Here is an 18,743-nt window from a genome sequence, read left to right as displayed (position 1 = left end):
ACCTTTTTACTTCTGACCTTTACTGTCTCTGCATTATGCCTTGACTTACACTTTCCATAAGATCATGGCCAGGGTCGCTTTACTATCTACTGAAAATGTTACTTGTCCGGCGTGCCTGGATATCAATTCAGCAAGATCCATCCGCTTAAGCTGTGCTGCCTGGTGGTAACGACCCCCATACTGTTCGACAGCCCCTTCGACAGTAAAGGAAGTCACTTCCCTCTGTCTTAAATAGCAAATCTCCGGTTCGTAACCCTCCAGCCATAAAAGATTGAATACAGCCTGTACCATATCCCTGTCATTATGGGGCTCATAGGAACGAGGAGGATCCAAAACCTGCGTCAAATAGGCCGATAGGGAATCAGTGGCTTCAATATACTGGTTGATCAGGCAAAACCCCTTTGCGGCCTCCAGCATTTTATAAAGGCCTTCAGGAGAACGAATGGCCGGGCACATGGAAGCAAAAACAAGGTCAAAGCGTTTGCGCCATTGCCAAGCTGCCAAATCTGCTCCCGTCCATTCCAGCTTGGCATAAGTAAGATTGGTTACCCCTGCTTCTTGAGCGTTGCGTCGCGCCAGTTCCAGCATATTCGCAGAAATATCCGTAATGGTCACATGCTCGGCATGAGCTGCAAAAGGAACCGCATACCGTCCGCTGCCCCCTCCAATATCCAATAGATCGGCTCCGGCCAAAAGACCCCTCTCCTGTAAAATTGCCGTAACTTTTTCCACCAACTCCGAACGGCCCCTCTGCTGAGACTTGTAAAAATGATTAGCCCTGGCATCCCAGGCTTCCTCTGCTCCCTCCGCCCCCTTGTAATTCTTGAGCAGCATTTGTTCATAAATTGTCTTATCCACATCAAAACTCCTTTCATGTTAGCTTAGGCTAACTTATTAAAAAAAAATCCACCTTGCTCAAATATTTACCTCTTTTATTTAAACAAGGTCTAAACCTTAGCTTTTTCAGCAAATAAATGATAATGCAAATCGATTTCATTTATATATAAATTACTATAATTCATCAATTTTTACAATAGTTTTTGCTTATTTAAATTAGTAATTACTTAATTAATTTATTGGATAGCCCTGTGTTATTTTCAAAGCTGCCTAAGGATTACCCCCATCCTGCAGTTTCACCTTGACACTGCCCAGCTATCACTGTATCCTAAAACATATTTAAGATAATATGCCTGCTATTCCTGGTACATTGGGGGTACAAGCTAGGAGTTGTTAATGTGGATGATCTTCTCAAAGTCATGAAAGCTTTATCCGATGAAACACGCCTTAAAATTATCAATCTTCTTTTGAATTTTGATTTTTGTGTAGGTGCCCTTTCGAGGCAACTGGGTATTTCGGAAGCTGCCGTTTCCCAACATCTTCAGATTTTACGCAAAGCCGGACTGGTAACAGGTGAAAAAAGAGGTTATTATACCCATTATGATGTAAAGAGAGAGTTATTAGAAAAAACAGCCCAATCACTTCTCTCTATTGCTGCATATGATGCACCGCGTAAAGGGTGCCGCCAACACTTGACCGGCGACCATCAGTATTGCGAAAATAAAAACCCTTCCGCAAAATCATAAAACAAAAGAAGGTCTCCGGCAGATTTTGATCTGTCGGAGACCTTCTTTTTGTTACTTGCCGGGCTGTCTGTTGCAACAGCCCATTTTGCGCTTTTTGTCTAAGTTCTACAGCTTTTTTTGTTTGACTTCCTATTCCCCCGAGCGTCGTCACGACCGGAGTTTTGCCAGTTCTTACAATCTTCAGGCCCCAGCCCCCGGTCTCGGCTTTAGCGGCCTCTTAGACCTAATTCTGCCGGGAACTGCTGCAAAGCCGTTTGGGTTCTGCCCTGAATTCGTTATCAGTGCTCTCATTTTATACTACGAAAACTTGATGACATTTTAAGGGGGGCAGCTCAGCAAATTTTATCCAAAAATGCTCTCATTTTCATGGCAATCAGCAGGCCATTGCTTTACTTATCCAATCTTTCCGTTTGAACAGGAACAGGAGCAGCCACGCCGATAAAAACGAAGCGATCTTTACCGGTGTTCCTCATGCCATGAGTCTGTCCCGGTTCAGCGAGAACAGCCATACCTTTGGAAATGGGAACTTCTTTGCCGTCTCCGGCAAAGTACAGGCCTGACTCCCCTTCAAGGCAAATCCATACATCATCGGCATTGGGATGCATATGCAGGAATACTTCTTGACCTGGCTCCAGACACCACATGGCGGCGAGGGTTTTTTCCGATTGATAAACAACCACTTTTTGGGGTACATCTGCGTTAAACTTAGTCAATTTGGTTAAATCATACAGTCTTTTTTCCACAGCAATCAACTCCTATATCATAATTTTTCCCTTCCGCTAGGATATGTACACACTTCCATGTATATTTTATCACATTCCCTTTCTTGTAAAAGGTCCCTTTGGATAACCTAAGCAAATTATTTTATAGAGATCTGATAGTGCAAGAAAGGGAGCTGCACCTTGATAACCTTTCGGTTGATAAAAGGAGCAGCTCCCTTGAAAAATTAGATGGAAATAATTTTATCAGGGTTAAAACGGTTAGCCGGGTCAAAGGTTTTTTTAAGTTTACGGAAAGCTTCCATAGCTCCCGGTGTAAATTCCACATCCATATATTTTTTCTTGACCACACCAATGCCGTGTTCACCGCTCATGGTTCCACCCAGAGAAACAGCCAGCTTGCTCAGGGCTCCTTCTGCACCATGAACCCGTTCCACCTCGTCGGCATGCCGTTGATCGAAGAGCACCAAAGGATGGAGGTTGCCGTCTCCGGCGTGAGCCACCAGACCGATGATCATATCATACTCTTTGGCAATCTTAAGAATTCCTTCAATAGCTTGGGGGAATTCACTTCTCGGCACCGTAATGTCCTGAATCGAATAACAAGGTTTAACACGAGCCACCGAACCGAAAGCAACCCGGCGGGAAAGCCAGATTTGATCCACTTCAGCCGCCGTTTGAGCAATCTTAAAGTCTCGGGCATTGGCTTTCTTCGTTACTTCACGGATGGTTTCGATTTGCTCATCCATGTCTTCCGGATAGCCGTCAATCTCAATAATCAGAATAGCTCCCGCATCCCGGGGAAGTCCGGCATGGCAATAATCTTCCGTGGTATTAATCAGCAGATTATCCATCATTTCCAAGGTTGTGGGGATAATTCCGGCGGCCACGATATCGGCAACCGTTTGGGAAGCATCTTCGACTTTATTATAAATGGCCAGCATGGTTTTCTTGGTGACAGGCTTTGGTAAGATACGCAGATAAGCCTTGGTGACCAAACCTAACGTCCCCTCAGAACCGACGATGATGCGGGTCAAATCATAACCAGGCTCGCTTTTGAAGTTCCGCCCGCCGGTCCGAATCACCTTTCCGTTAGGCAGAACCACTTCCAAGCCCAGAATAGAATCACGGGTTACTCCATATTTGAAGCAACGGGGTCCGCCGGAGCACTCCCCGATATTTCCGCCGAGAGTCGAGGCTTTCCAGGAAGACGGATCGGGGGGATAGTAAAATCCGACCTTTTCCAGTTCTTGCTGAAGGTCAAAGTTAACGACTCCGGGTTCAACCACGGCGACGAAATTCTCCGTATCGATCTCCAGCACTTTGGTCATGCGGGTAAAGTTAATGACGATGGATTTTTCCGAAGGAATCGTACCGCCGCTGACATTGGTGCCGGCACCCCGTGGGACCAGCTTGATATCCTGCTCATTCATATAGTTAACCAGCTCAACCACTTGATCCGTAGTTTCCGGAAACACTGCGCCGATGGCATCGCCGCTGAGCAATGTACCATCATAACCATAAGCGAAGAGTTCTGTTGGTTTGGTCACCACGTTTTTCTCTCCGACAATCTCTTTCAGTCGATCAACAATCGTTTGCGATAACATTTTCAGCCCTCCTTCTCTATTAAGCCAACAGACTTACACCTGGATTAAGAATCCCGTTGGGGTCGAATTTGCTGCGCAGTTCACTGAGGAGACCGGTGGTTTCCGACCACATCTCCCCGTCATTGAACATGTCACACATCAGTTTATGACCAAGGAGGCCGGTAACATTGCCGCCTAAGGACATGGCCATTTTGTTGACTTTGGCGGCCAAAGCCATTTTATCGGCATCTTTGGGCAGAACCACACGGGCAACTCCCAAGAGCCCTTCTATTACGACTCCGCTGTTCAGCTCCCCTTGTATTGCTTTTAATTGAGCCAAAGCCTGAGACATCTTCATGGGACCCACTGCAAATTCCAGTACATTATCCGGAGCGTTGTTCAGCCCTTGACGAACCTTAAGCCAGCCACTAATAATTTTCTCATAAGCTTCTTTATCCTCGATGATCGCAACATCGCTACCGCCGCCTAAGGTGAAGATAGACGCGATTTCATTGGCTAAGTTGGTTCCGGATTTATTGAATCCTTCCAGGTCGATGAGGACCAGATGTCCTTCTCCGGGAAGAATCTCCTGGGCCAGATCCTTGCTCACGAGATTCATCCGATCGGGATGAATATGGCGTTTAATCAAGGTACTGAAGGTGGCATTGGCTTTTTGCAAACAATCAAACCGGGCCACGATGGCTCTCTTGGCAGCCGGCTGGGGTAAAAGCTTAATTAAAATTTTAGTAAAGATACCAAAGGTGCCTTGGCTGCCCACTGCGAAGTGAATGAAGTCATAACCGGAAACATTTTTAATACATTTATTGCCGATAAACATAATTTCACCGGTAGGCGTAACCATTTCAAAGCCCATCATAAAGGTTCTTGTCGGTCCGTAGTTAAAGGATTTGGAATCTGAATCCCCGATGGCAAAGCAGCCGCCCACGGAACTGGTATCCACCGCATAGGGCTCTACCGGGAACAAATATCCGTCAGCCTCCAGCTTTTGGATGAAATCCTGATGAAGCATACCAGGCTCTACCGTGACAACGAAATTTTTCTTATCGATCTCGAGGATCTTATTCATGCGATTCATGACCAGGGCAATTCCGCCCTCTAAGCCCTTTGTATCAGCGACCGCTCCGGCAACTGATATCTTAAGCTGTTGTGCATTGGCATATTTAACAACTTTGGATACTTCTTCGGCATCTCCGGGGAAGACCACAGCCACCGGCTTACCGTCTCCCTTAAGATATTGTGCCATATCGGCAGGATTGTCCAAGACGTAATTATCGCCCACAATCCCTTTTAACTCACTTATTGTATTGCTCATGACTACCCGCCCTTCCACTCATTTACATTAGAAGCAGACTCATCTTCAAGATTCTAGTTCTCGTAAGCTTTAGCCATCAAATCTGCCACATGCATTACTTTTTGTTTTTGACCGGCCATGCTGACTCCGCCTTGCAATCTCATGATACATGCAGGACAGCTGGTGGCCACTACTTCCGCTCCGCTGTCTTGAATGTTCTTGGCCTTCTCCCGGGTAACCTTGGTGGACATTTCATGGTAGAATGCCTGAACCAATCCGGAAGCTCCGCAGCAGCGGTTGGCTTCAAACATCTCGATATATTCTACTCTCGGCAGGCTCTTTAACATCTGACGAGGCTGTGCTGTCACTTTAATTCCCCGCACCATATGACAGGGATCGTGATAAGTTACCTTGACCGGAGTAGAGTTATGGAATTTGCTCTCATCAACGCCGATTTCCGCCATATACTCGGAGAACTCTTTGACTTTAGCACAGAAGCTCTTTACTCTGGGAAGATACGCCGCATCATCGGCAAAGAGTTTCAGATAATCCTCTTTAAGCATGGCCGCACAGGAGCCGCAGGCGGTAATAATGGCCTCCACATCCTTAGCCATAAAGGTGTCAATGGTCTTGCGGGCATTGACTTTAGCGGTCTCGAAGTCTCCATAGGCGTATTGAGGCAATCCGCAACAGACCTGTTCTTTGGGAATAATGACTTCACAGTCATTTTTAGTTAACACTTTAACTACCGAGTGAGCTGTATCATCAAGTGAAAAGTTTAAGAAGCAACCCACATAAAAAGCAACTTTATGCTTGGGTTGAGCGACGAGAATCCTTTCGGGAACTTGGTTTAAGAATGGGACTTTTGCCACATTCATGCCTTTAATATCCACGCCGCGGAAATAATCCATGCCATCGACTTTATTAAGGACATTTTTACCAAGACCGCCAAAGAGTTTAAAGGCTCGTTCCAGCTTATTCGGGTTTGCTAAGGTCTTAAGCGCATAAGATTTAACGAAAGGTTTCACACCATGTCTTAGTTTCAGATCACGTCGGGCCGCCATGACCAATTCTTTGGCACTAACACCACTTGGACAAGCAACTGCACATTCTCCGCAAAGCAAGCAGCTGTTGATGGAATCTTCATAATCTGCATCAGCCTCAATGACACCATCAGCGACTGCTTTGATCAGTTGGACCCTTCCCCGTGAAACCATAGTTTCAGCGCCATCCACTTTGTATGTTTTACAAGCAGTATGGCAGAAACCACATCTGTTACACGTGTTTAGCATTTCATAGACTTCTGCTAAAACCCCCACTTTTAATTTCCCCCTTCACTGTTAGATGGTCAGACCACCGAATCAAATAGTTAAAATTGCGTAACAATTCAAGTTACTGAGACTATTATAACTCATCCATATTTTCTTTCAACCCATTGTGAAAATGTTTATTAATTTTTAGGGTCTTCACAAAAAAAACGAGACAGGCCTATCCTGATCTCGTTTTTGTCATCTGACATCATTTACTAATTTATATGTCTAATCGGCGATGGATAATTATTACAGAAGCGATAGAATCCAAAGACATAGGCCGCCATCTTTTCAGGGCGCAGAGCGAACCAGTCTTGGAGGTTATACCGTTCTCCAAAACGATTCTCCATTACCCCGTCGGAACTAATCCAGCCACGGAGGGTTTCATCGCCCAAAGCTAATTCCCAACCGGCAAGGCTCTGTCCTTTTTCGCATTGGACAATTCTCAGACCACAGCGAGCGTGATAGATCTCAATCAATTTAACAAAAAGGCCCATTAATGGATCTTGAAATTCACCACGGCTGTCCGGTAAAGCAAAATCCTTGCTGATTTCTTCAGCCAATTCATTGAGGCCACGCTCCACGCTGTACCTCGAAACAATGGATGTCCGGATGGTTTTATATCTCAAGACACCTGTATTCAGCTCAAAATGCATGGGGTGAGCCGTACCTTCTAATTGAAGGAGAATCTCATCTTTCTTAACCTGCCAAGTTCCCGAATAACGCTTCAGCAAGTGATAAGCAAGCTGGTAGGACAGAATCTGTGCCGCTACCTTAGTCTCGTCGTGTTGGAAACATCCTTGACATAGTTTTACAGGGTTGTAGTTTGTTAAAGGTAATCTCATGGCGCTCATTCCGTCACTCTCCTCTTTTTATTCTCTTTCTTTTTTGTCCCACATTATAAAACTGCGTTTCACATTTTCTTTAAAAAAAAGAAAATGGGTATAGAAAATAATGGTGGGGAAGAAATATTGAATTTGTTCCGTTCTTTAAAACGGAGTTTCAATATTTCTTGTGGCTATATTATCATCTCTGGCCTTAAACGTCAAGAATAAAATTTTCTAAACATTTTAACATTCTACCGTTTAAAATAGCTATATCCTAACTTAGCAGAAATAATTTCCCCGCTGCGCTTCAGTTCCTGTCCTATATGCTCGATGCCTTTTTCTCTTATCCTCGCTGCCGGACCGGAGACACTGATAGCCCCAATAGCCCGTCCGGAAAAATCATAGACAGGTGTACCCAGGCAGATAATCCCAATTTCATTTTCCTCAAACTCAACCGAAATCTGGGTATTGCGGATTTCATCCAGGTTTTCCAAGAGCTTCGCCGGCTCTATCAGGGTATTGGGCGTATAGCCAGGCATTCCCTTGGTCTCCAGAATTCTCATGACTTCTTCCTCAGGCATTGTCGAAAGGAGAGCTTTCCCTACCGCAGTGCAATGCATAGGGGCTCTGCGTCCAACTTTGGAACGCATACTTACCACATGGGAGCTTTCCCTTTTGTCAATATAGACTACTTCACCATCATCATGAAGGACTAAGTGAACCACTTCATCCAGTGACTTCGCTAAATCCTCCAGGATAGGTCCAGCCACTATGCGTATCTCCAGATCATTAAAGAAGCGAATTCCCAGTTCCACTATTTTAATTCCCAATTTATAGCGCTCACTGTTTTTTTCTTTTTCCACATATCCACGATAACACAGGGTCTGCAAAATCCGGTGCACCGTACTTTTATGAAGACTGATTCGGTTACCGATTTCGGTAACCCCTAAAGGCTCCTCAGTGTGGGCCAAAACTTCAAGTATATCCAACGAACGTTCTAAGGTTTGTACATATTTTTCTGCCACTGCAAAATCCTCCAATCGGCTGCTAAAGTTTCATCAACCGAAACTCTGTTTCGAACTACTACCTATTGCCTAGTATGACTTTTTTAAAAACTGAAGTCAAGTCATGAATGTGCCTAAATGTATAATTTTCATACAAAAAGCACTGGATTCCTCCAGTGCTGAATACTCATATGGGGTGGATGAGGGGACTTGAACTACTAACTCTTATAATTTCCAATGAAAAAAGACCCTAGAATAAATCAAGGATCTTCATAACTAGCTCAGTTAATTGCCCGAACACGATGATAACACATACCACTTACCAAGACAACGGCGTGTACTCGGGACTTACTGTTAACTTACTTTGAATTTTATAATATAAAATAATAAAAGTCAATAAAATTTTGTAGCACCAATCGCCTATGAATGACACTCATTGAGCGCAGACCCTGATAAAGGCATACCATAGGACTTATTGTTGATGCTACTATATAATAGTATTCACAATATACCATGAAATTCATACCGGCGGAAATTTAAATACACCTACTAAATATCCATTATCAGCCATAGATTTAATTTCTGCATCATACTTCCCAGAGGTTAAAAGATTGGAATAAAGTATATTCGAAAAAACGTCTGCTAACTGTATAAGTTTATTATTACAAGAGTCGAAATACTCAACCTGGACCTCATCAACAATATTTCTTCCAGTAGAAAATTCTGTGCATAGGTGCTCCTTTAATTGATGCCTTGCTTCAGTTTTTACGTTTCTTTCATCAAGGTTTAAAGTTAAATTTCGATCAGTAAGTATTTCTCGATTATATAGAAACTCAATAGCCAACTTCAATATATAATTAAAGGCTCTTGCCTTGTTCTTATAAAGGTTAGCTGTCGCTTGTGTATTATCAATTTTGATATATAATATCTGAAAGAGATTATTTTTACAAATAAAGTCTACAAAATTCTTTTTCATTTTCGGGGTAAAAGCCGAACCTTTTAATTCCAGGAAGTTCTCTCCAGTAAACATTTTATTATCACTATTGCCATCTTTTAACTCTTTTAAATATTTCTGTACAAATCTTTTGTACACTCTTCTTAGCTTGTCTGGCTCCTGAGTTAAGATTAAAGCCATGGTAAAGTATCTATTCTGAGGCAATATTGTTTCATGGGTCATACTCCCAGATTCATCAATATAAATATTCATTCGGAATCCTCCAGAAATTCATGTACCTATTATAACACCAATTGTCGGAATTTTATAATTACATATCAATTAGTCAGGATTATTAAAAATTGTCGACAAACTTCATTCTAGGATTATTCTAAAGAGTTTTATAAACATACGCCTCTAGAATTATTGAATCCCCTTCAAAAGGTTAACAGTTTTCTAAAACCTCCCTTATTTTCTCTGGCCAAGAGAACCATAAGAAAGATTTCAACTGCGTAATTCTGGAATACCCCCACCGTGCCGGACTCTGATTATATCACCATGCCGGACTCACCACATATTCACTCCCGATACTTAAAAAGAAAAACGTCAGGAAGCTATTCCTGACGCTGCTTTGTCGTAATGGGGTGGATGAGGGGACTTGAACCCCCGAGTGCCGGAGCCACAATCCGGTGCGTTAACCACTTCGCCACAACCACCATGTTAAATTTAAATGGTGCGCCTGGAGAGATTCGAACTCCCGACAACCTGCTTAGAAGGCAGATGCTCTATCCAACTGAGCTACAGGCGCCCAACAATGGGATACTCTCCGCTTGACCTGAGAACTTCGGACACAATAAAAATGGTCGGGGCAGAGGGATTTGAACCCCCGGCCTCCTGCTCCCAAGGCAGGCGCGCTACCAAACTGCGCTATACCCCGTTTTCGTGACAATGATTATTCTATCCGATTCGTTCACCAGAGTCAAGCGTTTTTTAAAGTTTTTAAACTATTAAGCGTCTTCATCCCGCTGGGCAAGCTCTTTAAGTATGGGAACAGCCTGGCGGAATGCCTGAGCCCGGTGACTGATTTTATTCTTTTGGCTTAGATTCAGCTGAGCCATGGTTCGGCCAAAATCGGGCAAATAAAAGAGCGGATCATAGCCAAACCCTTCTTTGCCACGACGCTCATTAAGAATGCGCCCTTCCACCGTTCCCTCTGTCAAATACTCTTCCCCAGTGGGGCAGGCAATAACCAAAGCACAGCGAAACCGCCCCGTCCTTTGTTCTTCCGGCACCCCTTCCAATTCTTGAAGAAGCTTATCATTATTTTTGTCATCATCCTTTGGCTCTCCGGCATAACGGGCCGAATAGACTCCCGGTGCCCCTTGGAGAGCATCCACTTCCAAACCGGAATCATCGGCAAGAGATACCAGTCCTGTACGCTGGGCCGCAATTCTTGCCTTCATGGCCGCATTCTCCGCAAAGGTCGCCCCCGTTTCCTCAACATCTTCCCACTCACCCAGATCTCCTAAAGAAAGCACCTCAATATCTTCGACCAAAAGAAGATCCTGAAGCTCCTTGACTTTCCCCTTATTTTGTGTCGCCAGCAAAACCTTCATAAAACAACCCGCTTTCAATTTTGAGACAAAGGGCCGGTCCCCACTTGCGCAGCAGCCTTTTGCATTCCCATAAGTTCTTGAATACCCTTCTCAGCCAACTCCAAAAATTGATCCAATTCCTCCCGGCCAAAAGGAATATCCTCAGCCGTTCCTTGAATCTCCACAAATTTCCCCTGCCCGGTCATCACCACATTCATATCAACTTCCGCTTTGGAGTCTTCTTCATAGGCAAGATCCAGGAGGGCCATACCATCGACTTTTCCTACCGAAACTGCGGCCAGAGAGTCGAGAATAGGGTTTTCTTTGATCAGCCCTTTGGCCAACAGGTGATTGACCGCATCCACTAAAGCCACATAGGCTCCGGTAATGGAAGCGGTCCGGGTCCCCCCATCAGCCTGAATCACATCACAATCCAGCCAGATGGTTCTTTCTCCGAGTTTTTTAAGGTCCACTACCGAGCGCAAAGCTCTCCCGATTAAACGCTGAATCTCCATGGTCCGGCCCGTCAGTTTACCCTTGCTGGACTCACGGGGATTCCGGGTCTGAGTCGCTCGGGGAAGCATGGAATATTCTGCTGTAACCCAGCCTGAACCTGTGCCTTTTTTAAAGAGCGGTACCTTCTCTTCCACGGTAGCAGTACAAATCACTCTTGTCTGACCAACCTCGATAAGCACAGAGCCCTCAGGAATATTGGTAAATCCCCGGGTCAGCTTAACCGGTCTTAGTTCAAAGGCCTCACGGCCATCAAAACGCTTCATTACAGTTATCCTCTTTTCATTTGTTATCCGGCACCATGGCTTTAACCTATTATGCAACCCATGGTAAATCCTAGTCTATTTTATCAGAAATTCGCTGATTCAATTCATAAAGTCAGGAGGGAACGGTTAGGGCCTTCTGCCTCTCCGACGATTCCGGCTATGGTATAGAGACGTTCCACCGGATCAAAACGGAATTCTTTAAGCAAGTGAAATCCCTTAATCTCCGATGTTCTCTTAATATGGATCCGCGGGCCTGTACAAGGGTAGAGCATCTCACCTACCCGTATATGCTCATCATCGGAAAAACTAATGGGCCAATCCGCGTCAATCAGCTCCAACACCCGTTGTTCCACAATATCCAAATCGATGTCCGGTTTTTCGGGAAACTCCAAGACAAATCCATGCTTAATATCACTATGAACCTCAGGACGCTCCAAACCCATTTCCTCAAGAATCATTGAAGTAATATCTTCAGCACTGTGAGCCATGCGCCGATATTTGATCGATTCAAAGACAATGTCTGCTATACTTTCGGGTTCCGGACCAAAGACCGTGGGACGGGTTACAATCACCTCTTCCCCCACCCCAACAAGCATCTCTGCATTAATACCTAAAAAAGGATAGATTAAATCAAAATGTTCCACAACCACCCGGCGCCCCTTGCTGAGGGCGGCCTTGATAGACTCGGCTAATCTCCAGGACTGAGTAAAAGCTGATTCAAACCGCACATCCAAATGGTAAGTATGAGCGCGAAAATGGCCGCGTTCCGCATCGTCCATCAAAGGGAGGGGCCGTATATTGATCCCCTGATCATCATTGGTCAATTCCAAACCAGGAAACATACCGCGAATGAGCACAGACTTTCCCGCCCCTGCATCACCGAGAAAACCAATCAAATGATCATCAGAGCTAAGATACCTCTGCTGAAGGTTCATTCCCAAAAAAAGCAAACGCTTTTTCCCCCGTGGAGCAAAATATACTGCCTGCATTAAATGGTCATGGACAAAAAGTTTAGAAATCTTTGCCACCACCCCTCAAGACCAGTGCTTACCTTCTATTGTAGACAGGAAACGGGCATTTGAAAAGCAAAGTTTTTGGGTTAAGAACATTTGCGAATACTCACAGCGAGACCATCGCCTAAAGGAAGAATGCTGGTCTGCAGCTCCGGGTTCTCGGTCAGCAGCTTTAGAAATTCCCGCAAGCGGCTGACCATACGCTCATATTTCGGCTCATACTCGGAGCCGGGCACCACCCAGCCCCGAAACAAGACATTATCTACGACCATAATCCCCCCATCACCCAGCAAAGGAGTTACCAGCTCTAAATAATCGAGATATTCCCCTTTGGCCGCGTCCACAAAAATAAAATCAAATTCGCCCCGGGGAAAATCCGGCAGAATTCTTCGTGCATCTCCCATGACCACCTGAATCTTCTCCGCCACCCCTCCGCGCTTAAAATACTCGATCGCCCGAGTGGCCCGATCCACATTCAGATCCAGAGTGACAATCTTTCCTGCCCGCCCTGCCAAGCCCTTAGCCAGCCACAGAGTAGAATAGCCGATGGCCGTTCCCACTTCAAGAATTCGGGATGCACCGCTAACCTTAACCAGCCAGGACAAATAATTTCCCACAGGGGGAGTTACCACCGGAATCGTCTCCCTGAGCGCCTGTTCTTCCATCTCCAGAAACAAATCATCTCGTCTGGGCAACAGCTCACCGAGATATTGCTCTAACTCAAAAGAATAAAACACATTGACACCTTCTTCAGCACCAGTACTCTGTGACACCTAATTCCTTACATTTCCAGCAGTTAATTCTCCTCAATGGGTATCATAACCCGGATTTATTAAAATAACAATTCATAATCAAAGCCTTCTTTGCCCATAAAAACAGGACAAGGTTTGCCGTACCTTGCCCCACTGATTTTAAGTCAATATTTTGCGTGCATGCTCTACGAGGACCGGATCCATTGCAGTCCCAGCCCCGCGTTGAATAATAGCGAGGGCTTCACCTGGGCTAAGCGCCTTCCGATAAGGCCGATCCTCAGTTAAAGCTGCAAACATATCCGCTATAGCCATCAGGCGGGCACCCGTGTCCAATCCATCGGCACCAATGCCAAAAGGATAGCCCTTCCCGTCCAAACGTTCATGATGGTAAGCAGCCCATTGGGTCACACGCTGAGGGAAACCGGCCCCCGCCAAAAGATGATAGGTATGATAGGTATGGGTCCTGATCATCTCAACCTCATCAGAATCCAAAGGCCCCGGCTTATCAAGTATTTTCTTCGGTATGGCCAGTTTTCCCAAATCATGAACCATACCTGCCACCCAGATTTCCCTGGTGTCCTGCTTTTCCCAGCCAAGATCTTCCGCCAGTTTTTGGGCCGTGTCGGCCACCGAGCGGGAATGGCGGGCTGTGAACGAACTCTTTTGGTCAATCAAATCCGCAAAGGTAGAAGCCAGGACACCGGTCTCTTGATCGCATACTTTAGGTGCTGGTTGAACATCCTCTTCGTCAAAAAGAAGAGCCAGGGAGATCTTCATCAGATCTTGATGTTCCAGATCAAGCCAAAAGGCCTCCGTAGCCGCCACTTGGATAAAGGCCGGAATAACTTCCGGATAAAACTGTTTTCCTTCATGGTCTTTGATCCATTGGATTAACTTTTCGCGCTCCACACGGCTCAACACTTTACGGCTTAAGTTTACATCCACCTTATCCGCAAGAGAAATAATCCTGGCCTTAATACTGACCTGAGCTGGTTCAATCCTCAACACACCATAGTTCGGATGAGGAGCTTCATGATGGTGGCGGACAATCTCGGACAGCACTTCCCCATCCGGAAAACGATGGACAATTTCCGCCCCTAAAAGGGTATGTTCCTTCATCCAAAAAGGAGTACCATGAAATTTATGAAACCCTCCCACAGCACCTATATCATGCAGTAAACCCGCAATGAGAAGTTGGATCAGCTCTTTGTGGGGCAACCCCAAAGCAATCCCCATCTTTAGAGAAATATAGCCGACCCTTTCCCCATGCCTTAAACCAAAAGGGACATGTAACCCTTTTTTAACCTCCTCGTCAATCAAGGCAAGATCCAATGCTTTAGAAAAATTCCACATCCTGCGTATATAAGATGCCTCTGATCGCACACTATCCCTCTTTCTCAAACTAAGCGCTTCCATGCTTCACCATTGTTTAAGTTTAGTCCCATGCTCACTTACTCCCTTAATCCCATCTGGGCCAGTGATGTTGCTGAATTGGCCACATCTTCGGAAGCAGCCCCAATCTGGCCGGCCGTCATGGTCAGAGCGTCGATCTGGGTAGCGATCTCACGAACCTGCTGAATACTGGATTGAATAGCGCTCATAATGTCCCCAAAGCGGGCGACCACTTCCTGCGCTTCAGATGCCGCTTCATGCATCGCCTTGGTCGTATCTTCAATCACCTTGCTCACGGCCGTGGTATTTTGCCGGGTTACTGCAATCATAGTGCTGATTTCCTTAACCGATTGCTCAGAATTATTGGCGAGTTTCTTCACTTCCTCCGCCACCACCCCAAACCCTCTGCCGGACTCCCCGGCCCGGGCGGCTTCAATGGCCGCATTAAGGGCCAAGAGGTTGGTTTGGGAAGCGATTTCTTTAATGACATCTGTAATATTGGCGATCCGGGCCGAACTGCGATCAAGCTCCGCCATCTTTTCCTGCATTTTTTCCGACATCCCTGCCAGCCCTAAGATACGCTCGGAAATCTGTTGAATCTTCTGGGCCCCTTCCTGAGCCAGGTTATCCACTTTACGAGAAAAATCTGCCGCATCACCGGCATTTTGCGAGATGAGCTCAGTCGCCTCATGCATCTGAGCCGCCGAAGCAGCGGTCTGTTCCGAAGTCGCTGCCAGGGCCTGGCTGGCTTCACTGACCCGGTGCTGCAAAACGTCAATCTCCTCGTAGGCTTTTTCCAGCTCCTCTTTCTTATCAAGATCCGCTATATAGGACTGGATATAACTGGCCATCACCACTTGCTGATCAAAGCTGAAGATCCGCAGTACGGCAAGGCTTAACCGCAAAGCCTGCTCCGGCTTCTTTCGATAATGGGCAAAAATTCTTGGCAAAATCAAGTCAAAGAAGGTTTGATAAGAGCTTAAATAAACAAAGGGCGGCAGATTAATACGCTTATGTACATCCCCAATCCTGATCCGGCTCATAATATACCCTTCGTCGATGACATCGGGAAAAATCGAGAGTAGATAATTTCTCTGCAAACCTCTGAGCCGCTCTACAGAAGAAAACTCCTTGATTATCCCGTTCAGTTGAGAAATCTTCGTAATATGAGCATAGAACTGATCAACGATTTGATCCACATCCTGCTCCATAACAGGCTTAAATTCTTTCAGCAGCAGCAATTGGTCCTGCTCTAATTTTAAAAGCTTTATAGACTCATTCAGGTCAAATTGATGGAGGTTAATCATGCCGGCTTCCCCTCTTCACTCTAAATTTCCTTTTATTTTATAACATTTATATACCTTACTTCTTCAGTGTGAGCAATTCACTGCTGCACGTATATAACATTCTGTTCATAAAACAAAAATCCTGCAGAATATCTAGTCTACAGGATTTTTTCCTAAAGGATTGTTATTGCAATTTATCAATAACAGTAATGCTAATCTAAAGAAAAAAGAACCTTAATCAGCTTGCTGCTGTTGACAGATTAGCCGGGTTATTCCCTTTACGCAAGCGTACTATAGTCCCGTCGCTGGTGATTCTATATACCGTTATATGTCCTTCAGTCTCAACAGTCCATTCATGACAACATTCACCGCAAAAAAATCTTCCCCGATTTATTTTACCAATCTCTCGCGAATTACACATTGGGCAGACATTCAAACCAGCCATCTCCTCTCATTCCGGTCACTCCCAAGCCTGATTTGCCCAGAGTTCAATAACCAAAGTATAGCAAATATTTCTTAACTTCTTCTTAAGAAAGTGTGAAGTTTTCGTGAACAGTTTTCGTGAATAAATGAGAGAATTTGGCCGAATTCTTTAAAATTTGCGGGGAAATTTCACATAGAATATGGTGTCATTTTCACCTGTTAAGGAACAAATATTTCCACAACTGATGTATATTTATGGCAGATCATCTAGATTTATGACTTTTTTACGACAGGTAGTTTTTAAATTTTCTTCTTGTAATATTGCCTGAAATATGATAAAAAATAACTAACGCTTATTATACCTATAGGGGGTATCCGTATGAACAACAACTTCTCCCGCCGTACTTTTCTCAAGCGGGCTACCGCAGCCGGCTTGCTGGGAGCATTGACGGCGACCGGACTAAGCGATCCGGTTAAAGCCGCTGAGCAGCGCGGGGAAAAGCTTGGCACCTTAATCGACTTAACCCGATGTGACGGCTGTCCAAACAGCCCGACTCCACTTTGCGTAGCCGCCTGCCGCCAACACAATCAAAGCCGATTCCCGGAACCGCAAAAACCCCTCAAGTATTATTGGCCTCAAAAAAAGGTGGAGGATTGGTCTGACAAGAGAGAACTTACTACCCGCCTCACTCCCTACAACTGGACTTTCGTCGATAAAGTCAAGGTCGAGCATAACGGCCTCCAACACGAGATCCACGTGCCCAGGCGCTGTATGCATTGCGACAACCCAACCTGCCTGAAACTTTGCCCTTTCAGCGCTATTTCCAAAGAGAGCACCGGGGCTGTTTCCATTGATGATGAAGTTTGTTTCGGGGGAGCAAAATGCCGTGACGTCTGCCCCTGGGGTATCCCCCAACGCCAGGCGGGAGTGGGATTATACCTCCAGATTGCTCCCGATTTAGCAGGGGGCGGGGTCATGTATAAATGTGATCTCTGCAGCGACCTTTTAGCCGTAGGCAAGAAACCGGCCTGCATCCAGGCCTGTCCCCGGGAAGCCCTGACCATTGGCCCCCGTGAGGAGATTCAAGCCCTGGCCCGCAAGAAAGCCCAGGATATGGGCGGCTATGTGTATGGCGATCTGGAGAATGGAGGAACCTCCACTCTCTACATTTCCAGCGTTCCCTTCGAAAAAATTGACCAGGCTATAAAGGCTGATAAAAAACAAAAGGAAGATAATTCTCCCGGCCGGCCAGGTATGCCCGTTAAAGTGGATAATTATCTTGAAAGCGAAAAGGGCTTATTCTACAGCGCACTCCTGGCACCCTTTGCCGGAGCCGCCGCGGCCGGTATCACTGCCTATCGCACTTTGAAAGGTGATCAAGAGGAGGAAGAACATGACCACAACAACCCCTAAGTCAAAAAGAGAAAAACTCTTGAGGCAAAACTTGGTTAACCGTTTCGTTCACTGGACGACTGCTTTTGCCATCTTCCTGCTGATTTTGACAGGCTTTGGTCAAATGCCTCTCTATAACCGCTATAATGTCACGAAGCTCCCTGGATCGGAATGGCTGGGGGACTACTTCATCACCATTAACCTTCACTACCTGGCGGCTGTTCTCCTGATTTTTGTCGTCTTTTACCACATTATTAATGCCTTTATTCGCAAAGAATTTGATATCTTTCCCCGCCGCGGTGACTTCAAAGAATCCTATTTGATCATTAAAGCCATGATCACGAAATGCAAAGAACCCCCTTGCGGAAAATACCTGGCTGAACAAAGATTAGCCTATTTCTATATTGGCTTTAATGTGCTCCTGCTCATCATTACCGGCTTAATCAAAATGTATAAAAACCTCCCCGGTGTGGAGCTGCCCTATTCGCTTCTTTTCTGGACCACTATGCTGCATAATATTGGCACCGTATTGCTGATCCTCGGCATCATCGGTCATCTGGCAGCCTTTATATTTAAGGAAAACCGCGCCCTTCTCCCCGGCATGTTCACAGGCTACATTGACCGCAACTACGCGGAACACCGCCATGTCCTGTGGTGCAAAAAGCCTGAATCAAAGGGACAGGTCCCGTTTTTCACGGACGAGGAACATCACGATAGGGAACAGAGCAGGAATGAAACCGGCCATCCAGGTTGTTAATCTTGATCCCTATGCCGCGAAGGACGCCGGCCAAGAATATGGTTAAGCAGAAGGCCCCGGGAACGAATCCCGGGGCCT

Annotated in this window: 17 protein-coding genes and 3 tRNA genes; 3 read left to right on the top strand and 17 right to left on the bottom strand. The window is 45.6% G+C overall.

All coding sequences use genetic code 11. From position 1 onward, the window contains the following. Positions 1–45: 45 nt before the first annotated feature. Positions 46–858 (bottom strand): class I SAM-dependent methyltransferase, encoded by an 813-nt coding sequence (locus tag DESLBE_RS20950; protein WP_144678141.1) that lies wholly within the window; start codon positions 856–858, stop codon positions 46–48. A gap of 377 nt (positions 859–1,235) precedes the next feature. Here DESLBE_RS20950 and DESLBE_RS20945 point away from each other — a divergent pair, with 377 nt between their 5' ends. Then, on the top strand, positions 1,236–1,583 hold the full coding sequence (locus DESLBE_RS20945; protein ID WP_005816909.1) for a metalloregulator ArsR/SmtB family transcription factor: 348 nt from the start codon (positions 1,236–1,238) through the stop codon (positions 1,581–1,583). Between the two features lie 389 nt (positions 1,584–1,972). On the opposite strand, the gene DESLBE_RS20940 is transcribed toward DESLBE_RS20945, so the two are convergent. From DESLBE_RS20940 to DESLBE_RS20865, 16 genes are all read right to left on the bottom strand, one after another. After that, positions 1,973–2,326 (bottom strand): cupin domain-containing protein, encoded by a 354-nt coding sequence (locus tag DESLBE_RS20940; RefSeq protein ID WP_015945189.1) that lies wholly within the window; start codon positions 2,324–2,326, stop codon positions 1,973–1,975. A gap of 203 nt (positions 2,327–2,529) precedes the next feature. Continuing rightward, a complete protein-coding gene (locus tag DESLBE_RS20935; RefSeq protein ID WP_005816912.1) occupies positions 2,530–3,909 on the bottom strand; it encodes an FAD-linked oxidase C-terminal domain-containing protein in 1,380 nt (459 codons plus the stop codon). Positions 3,910–3,928: 19 nt separating this feature from the next. Next, the gene (locus DESLBE_RS20930) at positions 3,929–5,221 is read right to left on the bottom strand and encodes an FAD-binding oxidoreductase (protein ID WP_015945190.1); all 1,293 of its coding nucleotides are present in this window, start codon (positions 5,219–5,221) and stop codon (positions 3,929–3,931) included. A gap of 53 nt (positions 5,222–5,274) precedes the next feature. After that, the gene (locus DESLBE_RS20925; protein WP_011460927.1) at positions 5,275–6,519 is read right to left on the bottom strand and encodes a (Fe-S)-binding protein; all 1,245 of its coding nucleotides are present in this window, start codon (positions 6,517–6,519) and stop codon (positions 5,275–5,277) included. 206 nt (positions 6,520–6,725) lie between these two features. Further along, positions 6,726–7,364, bottom strand: coding sequence for a hypothetical protein (locus DESLBE_RS20920; protein WP_005816917.1), 639 nt, complete (start codon positions 7,362–7,364; stop codon positions 6,726–6,728). Positions 7,365–7,588: 224 nt separating this feature from the next. Beyond that, a complete protein-coding gene (locus DESLBE_RS20915) occupies positions 7,589–8,362 on the bottom strand; it encodes an IclR family transcriptional regulator (RefSeq protein ID WP_015945191.1) in 774 nt (257 codons plus the stop codon). A gap of 499 nt (positions 8,363–8,861) precedes the next feature. After that, complete coding sequence (locus DESLBE_RS20910; protein WP_015945192.1) at positions 8,862–9,548, bottom strand: DUF3800 domain-containing protein; 687 nt, start codon at positions 9,546–9,548, stop codon at positions 8,862–8,864. Positions 9,549–9,915: 367 nt separating this feature from the next. Then, positions 9,916–9,991, bottom strand: a tRNA-His gene (locus tag DESLBE_RS20905). Between the two features lie 15 nt (positions 9,992–10,006). Beyond that, positions 10,007–10,083: transfer RNA gene (locus DESLBE_RS20900), tRNA-Arg, on the bottom strand. A gap of 52 nt (positions 10,084–10,135) precedes the next feature. Beyond that, positions 10,136–10,212 (bottom strand) — tRNA-Pro (locus DESLBE_RS20895). Positions 10,213–10,282: 70 nt separating this feature from the next. Then, positions 10,283–10,891 carry an XTP/dITP diphosphatase gene (locus tag DESLBE_RS20890; RefSeq protein ID WP_026198757.1) on the bottom strand — a complete coding sequence of 203 codons (609 nt, stop codon included), beginning with the start codon at positions 10,889–10,891 and terminating at the stop codon, positions 10,283–10,285. A 14-nt stretch (positions 10,892–10,905) separates the two neighbouring features. Beyond that, positions 10,906–11,649 carry a ribonuclease PH gene (rph, locus tag DESLBE_RS20885; protein WP_015945194.1) on the bottom strand — a complete coding sequence of 248 codons (744 nt, stop codon included), beginning with the start codon at positions 11,647–11,649 and terminating at the stop codon, positions 10,906–10,908. 104 nt (positions 11,650–11,753) lie between these two features. Next, entirely contained in the window at positions 11,754–12,638 is an 885-nt protein-coding gene (locus tag DESLBE_RS20880) for an alanine-tRNA synthetase second additional domain-containing protein (RefSeq protein WP_005816923.1), read from the bottom strand. Between the two features lie 110 nt (positions 12,639–12,748). Next, positions 12,749–13,435 (bottom strand): O-methyltransferase, encoded by a 687-nt coding sequence (locus DESLBE_RS20875; RefSeq protein ID WP_005816924.1) that lies wholly within the window; start codon positions 13,433–13,435, stop codon positions 12,749–12,751. A gap of 138 nt (positions 13,436–13,573) precedes the next feature. After that, positions 13,574–14,797 carry an HD-GYP domain-containing protein gene (locus DESLBE_RS20870; RefSeq protein WP_015945196.1) on the bottom strand — a complete coding sequence of 408 codons (1,224 nt, stop codon included), beginning with the start codon at positions 14,795–14,797 and terminating at the stop codon, positions 13,574–13,576. Between the two features lie 68 nt (positions 14,798–14,865). Beyond that, complete coding sequence (locus DESLBE_RS20865) at positions 14,866–16,113, bottom strand: globin-coupled sensor protein (protein WP_005816927.1); 1,248 nt, start codon at positions 16,111–16,113, stop codon at positions 14,866–14,868. Between the two features lie 781 nt (positions 16,114–16,894). On the opposite strand from DESLBE_RS20865, the gene DESLBE_RS20860 reads away from it, so the two are divergent. After that, positions 16,895–17,929, top strand: a complete 1,035-nt coding sequence (locus tag DESLBE_RS20860; protein WP_018305608.1) for a 4Fe-4S dicluster domain-containing protein — start codon at positions 16,895–16,897, stop codon at positions 17,927–17,929. Then, positions 17,910–18,665 carry a cytochrome b/b6 domain-containing protein gene (locus DESLBE_RS20855; RefSeq protein ID WP_015945198.1) on the top strand — a complete coding sequence of 252 codons (756 nt, stop codon included), beginning with the start codon at positions 17,910–17,912 and terminating at the stop codon, positions 18,663–18,665. Before DESLBE_RS20860 ends, DESLBE_RS20855 begins: the two co-directional genes overlap by 20 nt. Positions 18,666–18,743: the final 78 nt, after the last annotated feature.

Source organism: Desulfitobacterium sp. LBE (assembly GCF_007830365.1).
Lineage (GTDB): Bacteria > Bacillota > Desulfitobacteriia > Desulfitobacteriales > Desulfitobacteriaceae > Desulfitobacterium > Desulfitobacterium hafniense.
The sequence above is the reverse complement of the archived record's forward strand: the minus strand, read 5'-3'. Positions and strand labels throughout refer to the sequence as shown.

What these genes read in the sequence shown, in the direction of transcription:
- DESLBE_RS20935 (WP_005816912.1), bottom strand. Translation starts at nt 3,909, where the DNA reads ATGTTATCGCAAACGATTGTTGATCGACTGAAAGAGATTGTCGGAGAG.
- DESLBE_RS20930 (WP_015945190.1), bottom strand. Translation starts at nt 5,221, where the DNA reads ATGAGCAATACAATAAGTGAGTTAAAAGGGATTGTGGGCGATAATTAC.
- DESLBE_RS20920 (WP_005816917.1), bottom strand. Translation starts at nt 7,364, where the DNA reads ATGAGCGCCATGAGATTACCTTTAACAAACTACAACCCTGTAAAACTA.
- DESLBE_RS20910 (WP_015945192.1), bottom strand. Translation starts at nt 9,548, where the DNA reads ATGAATATTTATATTGATGAATCTGGGAGTATGACCCATGAAACAATA.
- DESLBE_RS20890 (WP_026198757.1), bottom strand. Translation starts at nt 10,891, where the DNA reads ATGAAGGTTTTGCTGGCGACACAAAATAAGGGGAAAGTCAAGGAGCTT.
- rph (WP_015945194.1), bottom strand. Translation starts at nt 11,649, where the DNA reads ATGAAGCGTTTTGATGGCCGTGAGGCCTTTGAACTAAGACCGGTTAAG.
- DESLBE_RS20880 (WP_005816923.1), bottom strand. Translation starts at nt 12,638, where the DNA reads ATGCAGGCAGTATATTTTGCTCCACGGGGGAAAAAGCGTTTGCTTTTT.
- DESLBE_RS20865 (WP_005816927.1), bottom strand. Translation starts at nt 16,113, where the DNA reads ATGATTAACCTCCATCAATTTGACCTGAATGAGTCTATAAAGCTTTTA.
- DESLBE_RS20860 (WP_018305608.1), top strand. Translation starts at nt 16,895, where the DNA reads ATGAACAACAACTTCTCCCGCCGTACTTTTCTCAAGCGGGCTACCGCA.
- DESLBE_RS20855 (WP_015945198.1), top strand. Translation starts at nt 17,910, where the DNA reads ATGACCACAACAACCCCTAAGTCAAAAAGAGAAAAACTCTTGAGGCAA.